Consider the following 13,433-nt stretch of genomic DNA (forward strand, 5'->3'; position numbering starts at 1 on the left):
TAGGAAACAGAAATGCTCTATTTTTCAATTATTAACTTTTTCTAAATAGCAAATTGAAAAAATTACAGGAACATTTCTGCCCTTGATGTTGCATAATATTTTGCTGTTAAAACCTAACAATTCCTCGTTTGCATTAATTCATATTGCTTAATTAAGAAATATGAAACCATAATTCCCGCTTCATTAATAGCTTCTGTATCTAGATACTGATTAGCACTTATATCAAATAGGATATTAGCAGAACCTTTGAATTCCTCATCACCTAACCACAGTTTAATTGTTAACGGAAACTTAGGAAAAAGGTGTATTTTAGCACAGACGTCGCCCCCTTCTTCAATGGAAGCACCCAGTTTAAGACATGCCGCTTTTATTTGCTCTACTGGTTCTTGTGAAAACTTTTTTACTAGGGGATTAATGATTTTACTCAAAATAGCTGGATAATTAACAGATCCATTTTCTAGCTCACGATATGAGATTAATTTATTTGTAATGGGAGTGTTATCTGCTCGGGAAAGATAATGAAGAATAAGCCATCTCCAATTCCATGGAGGCATATGTTTTGAATTGCTGAAAACTATCTCACCCTCTGGATATTTTACATCAAGCATTTGTCCAAGACTTTTTATCCGCATAGTAGATTGTTTTGAATCAAAAGTTGCTCCACTTTTTTCCGACATCTTAAGCGGAGCTTTTTCTGCAAAGCATTTAACAGCATATTCTAGTGCTGGTTTATAACCATCTTTATCCTCGCCTATCATATAAGGAAACATTATTTTCATCCTCCTAACAAGTGAAATTAATTAATAAAGTTTACTAATGAATATTCCTTTTGTCATAGTACTAGCACTTCGGTACCTGCATCCCAAAAAAAGTCGAGCTGATGACAAGAGTTGGGGTCAAAAGGTTAGTTTATCAATTTGTTACTTAAGTAGTAACCAAATATCCTAATATATCTTTATCATGTTTGAACATTTACTTACTTTGATTTAAGTATATTGTACAACTGGAATATATTCTCAAACAAGTATGCACTTTTTTGACGCATACTATCTAGGAAGATAGTGTAAATATGAAGGAATACAAAGGCTCTGTTGCTGACAACCAAGACACTTGTTTTTGCTATGCACTTTCTATTATCAACGGAAAGAGAAGAATAATATTGTTTTTATTATTCTCCTTCCTGTAGCTTACTATCATTTAGGTTAATTAGCACGTTTTTTTCGTAATAACTCTTCTAACTCATTGATACATTCCTTTAGATCATTTATTTCAATTTGATATTTTTCTGCTACAGAACTAGAGAGATGAATCCCCCTTTGGCCTAGTACAAATCCTCTTTCCTCTTCTATATCTTCAAGATATTCCTTAAGTCTTATAAGCCTTTTTTCCAATTCCTCAATACTCACTTTTTCAAAAGCACTCATTATTATCCACACTCCCCTTAATTTAATATTAATAAATACTCTTTACTCTTTTTAACAATATACCAGAAACTTTTGCCTCAAAATATAAGTTCAAGTCACTTTTGTTTAGTTTTTAACTACCTTGTCCATATTCCTCCGTGACAAATAGTATCTTAATTTTTCTTGAAAATATGGACAATAACCCATATGTTTATAGGTTTAGTATATGTACAACAAACCCGCTGGTCAATGAGCTCAGCAGGTTTTCTTCTATTTGGATTATAAATCCTTCTAAATGGAGTGAGTATATAAAATCTTCCCCTTCATTTTTGATTCACACTGAAAATTATAATTGATATTACCTTAAAATCTTATATACCTTTGTCCTAAAAAACCATCGATAGCTTATTCTGTTCGCTCCATTTTGGAGTATTTTTGCTCCAAATGGTATGAACTTTGTCAACTCCATTGACCCTTAAACTTATCATTTATATACTGAACCTGTGAATGGTTAAATAATGTAATCAAACTTCAGATTTCATCGTAAGCTGGGGATGGAACTTCAGCAGAAGTTGGTAGTGACAGAAATATAGCTTCACTATATGATTACATTGAAACTGTGATTGAAGAAATAAAAAAATTAAAGAAAGAATGGGGAGATAAGATGGCACACGTAATTGCAGTTGCAGGAAAAGGTGGTGTTGGTAAAACAACGCTGACAGGTTTATTGATTGAATATTTAGTGCAAACCGGGAAAAAACCAATCTTAGCGGTAGACGCAGATGCAAACTCCAATCTAAATGAAGTATTAGGTGTTGAAACGAGCATGACACTTGGACAGGTTAGGGAAGAATTAGAACGAGCAGGAATGGATTTACAAAGTAAGATCCCTGCCGGTATGACTAAGGCAGATTATCTAGAAATGCGCATGAATAATGCAATAACGGAAGAGGATGATTTTGATTTGATGATTATGGGACGTTCCCAGGGGCAGGGTTGTTACTGCTTTGTAAATGGTCTTCTAGAAAGGCAGATTCAGAAACTTCAGGGGAATTATCCATACATTGTAGTAGATAATGAAGCTGGAATGGAGCATATTAGCAGAGGAATTCTTCCTAATGTTGATACTATGATTCTAGTTAGTGATTGTTCCAGGAGAGGAGTTCAGGCAGCAGGAAGAATTGCAGAGTTGGTAAGTGAGTCTAATATGCACCCAAAGTATATGGGCTTAATTGTAAATAGAGCACCAGAAGGTAAATTAAATCCTGGAACGCTAGAAGAGATAGAAAAACAAGGTCTTAAACTTCTCGGTATTGTTCCTCAAGATGATATGGTTTATCAATACGATTGCGCTGGAAAGCCAATGGTGAAATTACCTGAAAGCTCTCCTGTAAAAAATGCTCTTAAGGATATCATCGAAAAATTAGCCATATAGAGACGAGTTATATAAAAAAATAAACCCAGTAACAGAGCAAGATAGCTTTTTTACTGGGTTATAAGCAATTAATAACATCGTAGGACTCTATTTGATGTTGCAATCGATATTCCGTTGGAGAAACCTTCATAATTTTCTTGAAAGCCGTTGCAAATTTACCCTGATTTTCGTAGCCTACCTGCTTAGCGATGTCAGCTATCATATCATTGCCTCGGCGTAGCAAATTAGCAGCCTGGTGAATGCGATATTCTTTCATGTAGGTGGCAATTGGCTGTCCATAAACACCTTTGAAGGTTGACTTTAAGGTTGCTGTATTAATTAAGTATTCTTTAGATAATTCTTCAATTGTTGGTCTTTCTCGAAGATTGGATATAAGTTGTTTGTGAACTCTTTTAATAATTTCAACCTGTGGAGATAGATATTGCTCCCGCTGCTTTTCTTTATTCACATCAATCATCCATAGGAATAGCAGCAGTTCCTGCACCTTCAGTTTGAAATAGGGACGCTGCACACAATTTGGTAATGAATAAAGTTTAGAAAAAATATGTTCAATTTCATCGCGGGCAGGCATAACTAAGTAATGGTCATCTTCGCAGAACTTCCTTTTAAATTCATTGATATTAATGGCTGTATTGCACAAAATTTCAGGTGGATAATCGGCTACTTTATCTAAATCAACAACAACTCCAATGCCGCGATAAAGCTTTACTGGAAAACTCATAGTAGAAGAAACACAGTTGTCCATCATATGAATAGAAAGATCTCCTTCCCCAAGATACATACAAGCACCACTCTCTAGTTGCCAACCAACGCGTCCTTCCTGGCAATAATTAATTTGCATTGTATTACCATAGGGCTTATGTTGAAAGGTACAGCTGGTGGAATCAAAATTAGCTAAAAAGAGTTCAATACCGGGAAAAACCTGATAAACTGTCATATCTCCTTGACCATCCAGGCAGTCCAGCTTATATAATGTGTGAAAACCATCTTTACTTTGTTGAACAACCTTGGATACCTGGTTCAAAAACTGAAATTTTCCGGTGGTATTCATTGCGTTATCCTTTCGTTGCATTCGTTTAATATTGGATTGAAGCCTAAAAAATTCTCTATTTTTCTTAAACTTACACCCTTATCTTAATATATAAATCCATGAATAATTACTCATATATTCATATTATATTCCTTACTATAGTCTTTGTAAATAAAGCCTATACTATTTTCCTTCAAACAAATGCTTACTTCCACCAAGTATCAAATGGAGTTACAAGCAATTCTCGTTTATGCTTTGTTACTTCAAATCGATTTTCAATACTCGTCTTAACACTAGGTGCAACTTCTTTACCCAATAAATATTGGTCAAGAACATTGTATTCAATGCCGAGTTCCGTCTCATCTGCTTGCTGAGGTTTGTTATCGAGCAAGTCTGCCGTTGGAGTCTTAAGATAAAGTTGTTCGGGAGCATTAAGCTCCTTCAAAAGTTCACGGCCCTGTCCTTTTGTAAGGCCGGCTAAAGGAAGGATATCGGCTCCCCTGTCGCATTAGTATAAACCTTGACGATACCAAAGACAAAACCTTTTGCTCCTGCTTTCATACAATATGCTTTGAGAAAATCAATCCTGCTCTGAATCTCCTTCTTGGCGTTGATCTCTGGTTTCACATTCAACGCTTGGATGATTTCCATTTGTTTGCTCAATTGGAATTCCCCCTTATTATTCATTCTGTGCTTCGTGCAGCAGGCTCATCTTTAATTCATAATAATAGGGACTCATATCCAAATAATGCTTATGTGGATTTTCAAATCGCTGCTCTTCTTTCCAAATTTCCTTTTTTAACTGCTGCTCCACAAAGTTACGAATCTCATCTAGGCTAGGTGCCTGATACACCCGTTTTCCATCTTTCATCACAAGCTGCTGCAATTCTTTCACGGTGCAGTTTGTGAAGTAGCGGTTTTTCCAAGGTTTTTCTGGATCAACATATCGATATGGTTTGTCCATATCCACCAGTTCGTCCAACCTAGTAATCAGGTCTGCTATGGCGTTTCCTTCCTCACAGTAGACGCGATATATCTTTTTAAGGCCGGGATTTGTGATTTTCTCAACGGTTTCTGATACCTTTATCCTTGGTACAAATGTTTCATTTTCTTCTACAGCAGCAATTTTATAAACTGCACCAAATACAGGATCGCTTTTCGCCGTAATCAGACGTTCCCCAACACCAAAGCCATCTATTTTGCTGTCTTGACCTAGGAGTGAAGTAATGGTATATTCGTCCAGACTGTTCGATACAAAAATCTTACAGTCATTAAGTCCAGCGTCATCCAGCATCCTGCGTACCTTTTTTGAAAGGTATGCAAGGTCTCCAGAATCTAGACGTATACCCTTTAGTCGTTTCCCCATTGGCTCCAAAACTTCCTTTGCCACACGAATAGCATTTGGAATGCCAGAATGTATAACATCATAGGTGTCCACGAGAAGCACTGCTGCATCTGGGTAGTTTTTTGCGTAATGTTTAAAGGCCTCATATTCATCTTTGTAGAACATTACCCAACTATGTGCCATGGTTCCGCTGACAGGTATTCCAAATTGTTTTCCTGCCATTACGTTAGATGTACTACTGGCTCCACCGATATAAGCAGCTCTTGCCCCGTAAACAGCCGCATCTATATTATGAGCGCGCCTTGCACCGAAATCGGATACAGCTCGCCACTCTGCAGCGCACAGGATGCGCCTTGTTTTCGTGGCAATCAAAGACTGATGGTTGATTTGTGTCAGAATGGCCGTTTCTACTAACTGTGCATCTATGAGGGGGGCTATTACGGTAATAATCGGTTCATTAGGGTACATGATAGTTCCTTCCTGGAAGGCGTAAATATCTCCTTTGAATCGGAAATTACTCAGATAGTCCAAGAAGTTTTCGCTAAAGAGATTCAGTGAGCGGAAATATTCTATGTCATCTGGATCAAAGTACAGATTTTCTACATACTCTATTATCTGCTCTAGTCCTGCAAAGATTGCAAAACCTCCATTATCCGGATTTTTACGGTAGAATACATCAAATGCCACTTTCTTCATCTCATTTTGCCCAGCAAAATATCCATTTGCCATAGTCATTTCATATAAATCCATCATCATACTGATATTGCGCTTATCAAACTGTGTCATCATCTTCCCCTCCGATCACTGCAATCAATTCAGCAAGCTCTATTGAACCGAAAGACGGCTTTTCAATCACCTGACATCCGCTCACATACACCCTTTGGAAAATTCCCCAGCCAGGCGTCCCTTTTATGCAATGCGGAACAGGAAGCTTCTTCCCTTCTTGTGTCTGAAGGTAAGTCTTAGTATGGGTATCTTGTGTATAAATGACTGTGTCACCTGTTACTAGATAACTGTCAATCTTAGCCTTCGCAGAATCAACAATTTCTACAGCTTCCTTAGTACCAAGTGATCCATTAATAAAATCATTCTGCATATCAATTACCACTAAAACTTTCATTCCTTAATCCCTCCTTACTGCTATATGTGTCAGAATGGCCTCTATAAGAGGATTTAATTTACTTTAAGCTATGCTTGCATGTTTCTTTAATAGTTATCACTCATTACTTTTCTGCAAAAAATATTTTGCAAAGTCAACAAGTTTATGTGCTTCTTCTGTGCGAAGCATATTTACATCCAAACCACCTGGACCTAGGCGAAAGCGATCCAATCCATCAGCATCCTTGAAAATCTTATATAACAGCATGCATCTTTCGCTTACAATAGGCGCTTTTGCAATCTCTGACAATCCAATGGTATCATCTTGGTCATGGTAATACATGATGTAATAAGTCTGCTCATCAAAAGGCATATCATGCTCACAGCAATAATCTGCATAATATTCTGCTGCTCGTTTGCCATGTCCCTTATCCAGCCAATCATCGAGGCGCCGGGAATCATGAAAAATAGCCGCCATGCTAAGTGCATCCATTTCTTCATAACTTAGTCCAATTTGATATGCTATGACAAGTGACAACAGCAGCACCCGGGCACAATGCTCTTTGGTGTGCTTTACACTATCCTTTAACCAAAACTGGATATTTTGCTCCATAAATTCATACCATTTTTTATAGCGCCTTTCCACTGGCTGGCATATAGGATCTTTCATAACCTGTTTTAAAAGCATTTTTTTCTCCTTTATTCTAACACTTGCATATTTTACTTATCTCATCTGTACCAATTGCTGTAACACTTCTGCAATATCACCGTCAATACCTATGGATTTAGCCGCAATTGCCTCTGGAATATAAAGATCGCCACCTTTATTAAGGGTAATGTAAGTAGCATTTTTCTCCATATTAGTTAACTTCATAAATGGTGCTTTAATCATCTGATTTCTAGCACCTACACCTAATTCCAGAAAAACTATTTTTTTGCCATGAGCTTTCTTAATAAAATCCTGATAAGCATCACAGCTAGTTTGCCAAGACTTGTCCCTTAGAAAATCCCCATCTAGTTCAATATGAACTTGCATCCTGCCGCCACACTCAGGACATTTAGGAATAAGATTTGATGAAACTTTTCCATTCTCTTGGCTTTGTGCCATTTTGATTAGTATTTCATCTCCTAAATAAGTTTTATTATGACAACCATGAGAACATTGCAGATACCTGCAATTACCTTCTATTTCGAAGAGACGCTCCTTTGGAAAACCTGCCAGTGTAAAATGATCATCTATATTGGAGGTAACAACAAAATAGTTTTATCTTTCACCAGTTCATAAAGGTTCTTCATAACTGGACTTGCTTCCTTTTTATATAAAAAGTATTCGAACATACGGCTGAAAAATGCCCACTTCTCTTCCTGAGAAGGAAATGGATAAAAACATCCCTGTATAATGCTGTGAAAACCGTGAATTTCACGAAAGTCTCCAAAATTCTTTAGAAAAGCTAAGTTTTCTGCAAAAATATGATAACCTTCCGAAATTGAAAGACCGTTACTTGCGCCGATAACAATGCTATCCGCTTCTTTGATTTTTTTTAAAACTTCATTATATTTCTCTTCCATCTGTAACTCCTCATTTTTATTAAATTTGTGTTGTGGAATGCTCTATACATTTTCTACATATGTGAAGCTAAATCACTCAGTACTTGTGCAATATCAGCATCCATTGTTATTGTTTTATTTATTAAATAATCAGGAGTGGTATCTTCACCTTTATTAATACGAACTAAAAAAGCATTTGGCCAGTTATAAGCCATTTGAGTAAATGGGTATTTAATTATATTTGGTGTCATAGGTCCAACACCTAGTTCTATGAATACAACTTTTTTATTAGAATTCTCAGCTAAAAATGTTCTATATTTATTAAGTCCATCTTCCCAGAATTCCCCCTCTAAAAAGACAAAGGAACGTATCCAAGGCTCCATTTCCCCGCCACACATTGGGCATCTTGGAATCAGCTCTGTAGGAACTCTCGTATCCTTAGCACTAGTAGCCATGTTTCTAACAATATCCTCAGCGGGATAAACCTTATCGTGACAGGGTTTTGCACATTGTAACCAGTGAGCATCCCCTTGAGGTAGACAAATTTTTTCTTCCGAAAAGAGCTTAGAAAATTGCATATCTTGGTTTGTGGTAATAATAAAATAATTCTTGTCTTTTATCAGCTTGTGTAAATCCATATAAGTCTGTCCAGGTGGAGTATCAAACATAAGTGTACAGTGTTTAGATAAATAAGCCCATCTTTCTTCGCTTGTTTTATATTTATAGTAAAGGGCTTCAAAGTTACCGCGAATCCCGTAATTTTTTTCAAATTCACTGAAATTATCAATCCAATACTTGCTATGATTATAAAAATCATGACCATTAGCAGTAGACATACCTGATGCACCGCCAACTATAATGGCGTCTGCTTCTTTGATTTTTTGTATTATTGTGTTTATGTTATCTTGATATTGTTGTTGTATCTGTGACATATTTAATTTTCCTCCTAACGTTATTCATTAATTGGTTAGAGACATTCACTTATATAGCAGCTCATCAAAAACAAATATTAAGATACAGAGCTGTAATGCATTTTTTATTAATGCTTGAATACTGATTTACTTTGTTTCAAATGTATTATATAATCAGTATAGATTTTCAAACAAGTATGCACTTTTTCGACGCATACTATCTAGGAGGATAGTGTAAATATGAAGGAATACAAAGGAGTTGTTGCTGACAGTCAAGACACCTGTTTTGGCTATACACTTTCTATTATTAACGGAAAGTGGAAATTGCTAATTATATTTTATTTATCAAAGCACGGGACTGTGCGTTACAACGAATTGCAGCGTATGATAGGTAAAATAACCTACAAAACCCTCAGTAGCACATTAAAGGAAATGGAGAGTGATGGCTTAATTCATCGTAAGGAATATCCACAGATTCCTCCAAAGGTCGAATATAGCCTTACTGAAAAAGGACAAAGCCTTTGGCCCATTATACAGGGAATGTGTCAGTGGGGGGAGCATAATAAAGAAAAATAAAAAACATAAGCAATTCTATCCTCTTCAACAGCCTAGTCTACCAAATTTACAAAGAGGATACTTTTGCTTTTTTAGGCTTTGATATATTTCCTGCAAAATCTATTGCCTTTACTTCATAACTAAGACCTTTAAATCTATCTTTCAAGGGTACCTTATCTATATAACTCATTACAAGGTCTTCCTTTTTTCCTTTCTTTCCCTTAAATATTCTATCTACATTAGTAGTAAAAATTAATTTTTTATCCCTATACACTTCATAACCATATATCCCAATGTTATCACTGGCAGGATACCAAGAAATTAAAAATTTATTTTCTCCCATTTCTATAATTTCAACTTTCTTTGGAGCTGTTGGTTTACGGTTTTCTAACTGACCACTTTTAACATATTTTAAATAAGTCTCATGGAAACCTTTATCAATATTATTAGGACTATAATAATGACAATATGCAAAAGTTATAATGTTATCTACATATGGTTTTTCAATTTCCATCTGTTTTATAAATCGATTGAGCGGAGCACTAGACCAGTTTAAGTGATTAAAGGTTTCTGTATTAGCCCAAAATAATAACCCTGCTTTAGTATCTACAGCCTTTCTCAATTCTGCAAACCAGTGATCTACTTCATCTATTTTTAACCCTCCGCCGCCAACGGAATCCTGTGGGCAAAATATATCCCCTTTTCCTAAGTCCGTATGCTGAAATAAGTAGGCCCAGTTTTTTGCATATTCTTCAGCACTTCCATAAACAGAATTCATGAAAGGTGATAACATAAGTGGTAATCGATGGCCTTTTTCTTTTAAATGTTTTAAATTAATATCAATTGCTTTAGCTAATACAGAAAAATCATCCTTTGTTTTAAAGTTTAGGTTATCTACCTCATATACCCAATACCACCCATAAAAAGCATTAGGATATTTGGAATAGTATTTAGTATATAATTCATCGGCTATCTCATTTCCTCTTTCCATTTGAGCATAAAGCCATTTAGGGTTTCTAGGTCCTTTCTTCCACCAATCACTATTAAAATTAATGCCTAAAAAAATCTTCATTCCTATTTTCTCTGCATTTCTGAGACACATATCAACAATATCTACACCTGGATATTCCATTTTTCCCCCAGGAATTTTGGTTGGATAAATAGTTTTGGTTAAATCACCTTCAGTAATAGAAGTGCCTATAATAACGTAATGCATATTACATTCTTTTAAATAATTAAATTCACTTTGCCATTTTGAATCATTCCACTTTTCCACCATATCATCTTGAATAAATGATCCATCTGCTATAGGATATTTTTTATTAGAATTCTTAATCTTACGTAGCTTTGATATTGTCAAGCTATTAGCCATTCTACTAAAGACATCTTTCAAAATTCTCATAATACCTTTTAATCCTTTCAAAATTGATGATAACTCACATTTTATAATAGCAATTTCATTAAAATACCTAATATGACCTAAATATGCGTATCAGATTTTAACTACTAATATTATATTTATGTATTAACGTAAAAAACACCAAATAAAAAGAACTAAAATAAAATCCAGTAGTGAAGCTGCTTCACTACTGGATTTAGTTTATTAAAGATATTTTTGAAAATCTATCTAAACTTTATTAACTTTCTCAAAGAAATGCCTTTAATTATATCTTCTCCTGTTTCCTTTTCTTTACCTTTAATATATTCAAAAAAGTGGAGTAGAAAATTTTCCCAGTGCTTTAATATTACTTTTTTTGTTTCTGGTTCCCTGTGAATTAGTTCAAAACTTAAATCAACACACTCTTTTCCTTGAGCAATTAGAGCTCTCATCTTATTTTCTAAATCCTTTAGTTCTGCCAATTGTCCTCCTCCTTCTCTTTTTATCTATAGAATAATTCATTAACCTCGAAGAATTGACAACAACACCAAAGGTGCTAAGGTTATGCAAGATTGCAGCTGACAATGGAGATATAATTTTTCCCGCACCAAGGATTAACCCAATGGCATTAATTCCAACAGCGAAAATAAAATTCTGTTTTACAACCTCCATGGTGTGATTGCTTAATTTGACTAAGGTAACAATCTTCTCAGGATTGTCATCAGCTAGAACAATATCTGCAGACTCAATAGCTACATCAGTACCGCCAGTTCCCATGGCGATGCCAATATCGGCCTTGGCTAAGGCAGGTGAGTCATTAATTCCCTCTCCTACCATGGTCACAATCTTACCCTCACCCTGGTATTTTTCCACTATACTTAATTTTTGCTCAGGTAAAGTATTAGCCCACATCTGATCAAGTCCTAGTTCTTCCTTTATCATTTCCCCAGTTTCAGCACAGTCCCCTGTTACCAGTCCAATATTGCATATTCCTTCTTCTCTTAATCCCTTAATGGCTCTATTGCTCTCATACCTTACTTTATCTTTTACACCAATCATTCCAATTAATTCATTCTCACAGGCTATAAAAAGTACAGTTTGACCAAGCAACTTCATTCGATCAGCTTTTACCCTGTCTTTATTAATATTTATTCCATTATTTTTCATAAAAAGTTCATTTCCGACCATAACAACACTTTTATTTACAATTCCTTTAACACCCTGACCAATAATAACTACCTGGGTATCTGTAGGCAATATACTAGCATTGATTTCATTTGCTTTTTCTAATATAGCCTTAGCTAGCGGGTGGTTTGTATGATTTTCTACTGAAGCCGCTAATTGTAGTACTAAATCAGCGGAATAATCTTCATGCACAGCCTCAATTGTTACTACAGATGGGTTACCTTCCGTTAATGTTCCAGTTTTATCAAATAAAACTACATCTGTTTTTCCTACCTTCTCTAAATAGTTTCCTCCCCTGATGAGAATACCTCTTTTTGCTGCATTTCCCATGGATGCGCTAATTGCCGTAGGAGTAGCTAAACCAGCTGCACATGGACATGCTACAATGAGCATAGTCATACTTCTTTTAAAGTCTCTAGTTACCAAATAATTTAGTAATGAAAGTCCTAAGGATAGAGGAACTATTTTCTCAGAATAACGATCTGCCATATTTTCAATAGGTGCTTTTACCTTGCTGGCTTCGTCAACTAATTGAACAATTCTGGCTATAGAGGTTTCCTTTCCTACTTTTTCTGCCAAAATCTTTATTGTTCCTTGTTCAACAATAGATCCAGCAAAAACCTTATCACCTTGCTTCTTAGCAACTGGAATTGCCTCACCTGTTATAATTGCCTGGCTGACAGCAGCTTCACCATCAGTTACTTCACCATCAATTGGTATTTTCTCACCTATATGAACAATAACAATATTACCCTTTTCTATAGATTCTATAGGAACAGATATTTCTGTTCCGTCTAATAGCAACCATGCCATTTCGTCCTTACCTTGCAGCATTTGCTTTATTGCCTTACGTGATTTATCTAGGGTCATAGTTTGAAACAAAGTACTTAAATTAACAAGCCACACTACAACCAACCCTGTAATACTTTCCTTTAACAGGAGTGATACTACAGTAGCTGCACTGATTAAAAAGTCGTTGTTCAGCTTTCTTCTTTTTACAAGGCTCTCTAGTCCGCTTCTGAAAATTGGATATCCTGTAGCTATTGTAGTTAAAGCAGCTAGGTTATTTATTCCAGAAGACCGTGCCATAGAAGATTTTCCGAAGAAGATTCTCTTTACCGTTAGGGCTAATAATAATCCTCCACTTAAGGTTACCTTTGATATTTGTGATTCAATAGGCAAATCCTCAGGCTCAAAAACTTTTATTTCTTTTGTTTTTCTGTTCAAAGCTTTTTCATGCAGCTTATCAGCTCTTGAAGAAATTACTTTTGAAATCATAGTTTCTAGGGAACTTCCTATCTCCTGGTAAAGCTTATTGACAGAAACCTGTCTCGAATCAAAGAGAATTAGGGCCTTTCCAGTTTGTGGATTGGCCGTGACAACAAAAATTTTTTCATTTCTTTTCAATGTGCTTTCTATAGCTTCAGCGAAGTACCTATTGCCTTTAAGTCCTTTAATTCTCACCCGCAGTCTTCCAGGTAAAGACTTTACAACCTCCATCCTACAAAAACTCATCCTCATGATTCTCCTTTGTCTTGGATCTTG

General features: G+C 35.6%; 16 protein-coding genes. 2 read left to right on the forward strand and 14 right to left on the reverse strand.

Going from position 1 to position 13,433, the window contains the following annotated elements; all coding sequences use genetic code 11:
• Positions 1–113: 113 nt before the first annotated feature.
• Together P8V03_RS14520 and P8V03_RS14525 are read right to left on the reverse strand one after the other, a co-directional pair.
• A complete protein-coding gene (locus P8V03_RS14520) occupies positions 114–770 on the reverse strand; it encodes a DUF3786 domain-containing protein (protein WP_261671447.1) in 657 nt (218 codons plus the stop codon).
• A 432-nt stretch (positions 771–1,202) separates the two neighbouring features.
• Positions 1,203–1,424: a hypothetical protein gene (locus P8V03_RS14525; protein WP_318798714.1), complete on the reverse strand. Its 222-nt coding sequence runs from the start codon at positions 1,422–1,424 to the stop codon at positions 1,203–1,205.
• Between the two features lie 643 nt (positions 1,425–2,067).
• Here P8V03_RS14525 and P8V03_RS14530 point away from each other — a divergent pair.
• The gene (locus P8V03_RS14530; RefSeq protein WP_318798715.1) at positions 2,068–2,838 is read left to right on the forward strand and encodes an ATP-binding protein; all 771 of its coding nucleotides are present in this window, start codon (positions 2,068–2,070) and stop codon (positions 2,836–2,838) included.
• 58 nt (positions 2,839–2,896) lie between these two features.
• Here P8V03_RS14530 and P8V03_RS14535 read toward each other — a convergent pair whose 3' ends face one another.
• The 9 genes from P8V03_RS14535 to P8V03_RS14575 all read right to left on the reverse strand — a co-directional run bounded on the left by P8V03_RS14535 (position 2,897) and on the right by P8V03_RS14575 (position 8,791).
• A complete protein-coding gene (locus tag P8V03_RS14535; protein WP_318798716.1) occupies positions 2,897–3,889 on the reverse strand; it encodes a helix-turn-helix domain-containing protein in 993 nt (330 codons plus the stop codon).
• A 184-nt stretch (positions 3,890–4,073) separates the two neighbouring features.
• On the reverse strand, positions 4,074–4,313 hold the full coding sequence (locus P8V03_RS14540) for an adenine nucleotide alpha hydrolase family protein (RefSeq protein WP_318798717.1): 240 nt from the start codon (positions 4,311–4,313) through the stop codon (positions 4,074–4,076).
• 32 nt (positions 4,314–4,345) lie between these two features.
• Positions 4,346–4,531 carry a hypothetical protein gene (locus tag P8V03_RS14545; protein ID WP_318798718.1) on the reverse strand — a complete coding sequence of 62 codons (186 nt, stop codon included), beginning with the start codon at positions 4,529–4,531 and terminating at the stop codon, positions 4,346–4,348.
• A 16-nt stretch (positions 4,532–4,547) separates the two neighbouring features.
• Positions 4,548–5,999 carry a nicotinate phosphoribosyltransferase gene (locus tag P8V03_RS14550; RefSeq protein ID WP_318798719.1) on the reverse strand — a complete coding sequence of 484 codons (1,452 nt, stop codon included), beginning with the start codon at positions 5,997–5,999 and terminating at the stop codon, positions 4,548–4,550.
• On the reverse strand, positions 5,986–6,333 hold the full coding sequence (locus P8V03_RS14555; protein WP_261671452.1) for a cysteine hydrolase family protein: 348 nt from the start codon (positions 6,331–6,333) through the stop codon (positions 5,986–5,988). The genes P8V03_RS14550 and P8V03_RS14555 overlap by 14 nt, the downstream gene beginning before the upstream one ends.
• 96 nt (positions 6,334–6,429) lie before the next feature.
• Positions 6,430–6,999, reverse strand: a complete 570-nt coding sequence (locus P8V03_RS14560) for an HD domain-containing protein (RefSeq protein ID WP_318798720.1) — start codon at positions 6,997–6,999, stop codon at positions 6,430–6,432.
• A gap of 36 nt (positions 7,000–7,035) precedes the next feature.
• The gene (locus tag P8V03_RS14565; RefSeq protein ID WP_318798721.1) at positions 7,036–7,419 is read right to left on the reverse strand and encodes an SIR2 family NAD-dependent protein deacylase; all 384 of its coding nucleotides are present in this window, start codon (positions 7,417–7,419) and stop codon (positions 7,036–7,038) included.
• A gap of 128 nt (positions 7,420–7,547) precedes the next feature.
• Positions 7,548–7,880, reverse strand: coding sequence for a hypothetical protein (locus P8V03_RS14570; RefSeq protein ID WP_318798722.1), 333 nt, complete (start codon positions 7,878–7,880; stop codon positions 7,548–7,550).
• Positions 7,881–7,933: 53 nt separating this feature from the next.
• On the reverse strand, positions 7,934–8,791 hold the full coding sequence (locus tag P8V03_RS14575; protein WP_261671455.1) for an SIR2 family NAD-dependent protein deacylase: 858 nt from the start codon (positions 8,789–8,791) through the stop codon (positions 7,934–7,936).
• Positions 8,792–9,010: 219 nt separating this feature from the next.
• On the opposite strand from P8V03_RS14575, the gene P8V03_RS14580 reads away from it, so the two are divergent.
• The gene (locus tag P8V03_RS14580; RefSeq protein ID WP_261671456.1) at positions 9,011–9,346 is read left to right on the forward strand and encodes a winged helix-turn-helix transcriptional regulator; all 336 of its coding nucleotides are present in this window, start codon (positions 9,011–9,013) and stop codon (positions 9,344–9,346) included.
• Between the two features lie 46 nt (positions 9,347–9,392).
• Here the strand turns inward: P8V03_RS14580 and P8V03_RS14585 are convergent, their stop codons facing one another.
• The 3 genes from P8V03_RS14585 to P8V03_RS14595 all read right to left on the reverse strand — a co-directional run bounded on the left by P8V03_RS14585 (position 9,393) and on the right by P8V03_RS14595 (position 13,403).
• A complete protein-coding gene (locus tag P8V03_RS14585) occupies positions 9,393–10,727 on the reverse strand; it encodes a DUF4434 domain-containing protein (protein WP_261671457.1) in 1,335 nt (444 codons plus the stop codon).
• Positions 10,728–10,948: 221 nt separating this feature from the next.
• Positions 10,949–11,185, reverse strand: coding sequence for a hypothetical protein (locus P8V03_RS14590; protein ID WP_318798723.1), 237 nt, complete (start codon positions 11,183–11,185; stop codon positions 10,949–10,951).
• Positions 11,157–13,403, reverse strand: coding sequence for a heavy metal translocating P-type ATPase (locus P8V03_RS14595; RefSeq protein ID WP_318798724.1), 2,247 nt, complete (start codon positions 13,401–13,403; stop codon positions 11,157–11,159). The genes P8V03_RS14590 and P8V03_RS14595 overlap by 29 nt, the downstream gene beginning before the upstream one ends.
• Positions 13,404–13,433 lie beyond the last annotated feature (30 nt).

The organism is Clostridium tanneri, assembly GCF_033659955.1.
In the GTDB taxonomy this organism is placed as follows: Bacteria; Bacillota; Clostridia; order Clostridiales; family Clostridiaceae; genus Clostridium_AM; species Clostridium_AM tanneri.

Excerpts from the sequence above, each read along its gene's own strand:
- P8V03_RS14520 (WP_261671447.1), bottom strand. The coding sequence starts at position 770 with ATGTTTCCTTATATGATAGGCGAGGATAAAGATGGTTATAAACCAGCA.
- P8V03_RS14525 (WP_318798714.1), bottom strand. The coding sequence starts at position 1,424 with ATGAGTGCTTTTGAAAAAGTGAGTATTGAGGAATTGGAAAAAAGGCTT.
- P8V03_RS14530 (WP_318798715.1), top strand. The coding sequence starts at position 2,068 with ATGGCACACGTAATTGCAGTTGCAGGAAAAGGTGGTGTTGGTAAAACA.
- P8V03_RS14535 (WP_318798716.1), bottom strand. The coding sequence starts at position 3,889 with ATGAATACCACCGGAAAATTTCAGTTTTTGAACCAGGTATCCAAGGTT.
- P8V03_RS14550 (WP_318798719.1), bottom strand. The coding sequence starts at position 5,999 with ATGACACAGTTTGATAAGCGCAATATCAGTATGATGATGGATTTATAT.
- P8V03_RS14555 (WP_261671452.1), bottom strand. The coding sequence starts at position 6,333 with ATGAAAGTTTTAGTGGTAATTGATATGCAGAATGATTTTATTAATGGA.
- P8V03_RS14560 (WP_318798720.1), bottom strand. The coding sequence starts at position 6,999 with ATGCTTTTAAAACAGGTTATGAAAGATCCTATATGCCAGCCAGTGGAA.
- P8V03_RS14565 (WP_318798721.1), bottom strand. The coding sequence starts at position 7,419 with ATGGCACAAAGCCAAGAGAATGGAAAAGTTTCATCAAATCTTATTCCT.
- P8V03_RS14570 (WP_318798722.1), bottom strand. The coding sequence starts at position 7,880 with ATGGAAGAGAAATATAATGAAGTTTTAAAAAAAATCAAAGAAGCGGAT.
- P8V03_RS14575 (WP_261671455.1), bottom strand. The coding sequence starts at position 8,791 with ATGTCACAGATACAACAACAATATCAAGATAACATAAACACAATAATA.
- P8V03_RS14580 (WP_261671456.1), top strand. The coding sequence starts at position 9,011 with ATGAAGGAATACAAAGGAGTTGTTGCTGACAGTCAAGACACCTGTTTT.
- P8V03_RS14585 (WP_261671457.1), bottom strand. The coding sequence starts at position 10,727 with ATGAGAATTTTGAAAGATGTCTTTAGTAGAATGGCTAATAGCTTGACA.
- P8V03_RS14595 (WP_318798724.1), bottom strand. The coding sequence starts at position 13,403 with ATGAGTTTTTGTAGGATGGAGGTTGTAAAGTCTTTACCTGGAAGACTG.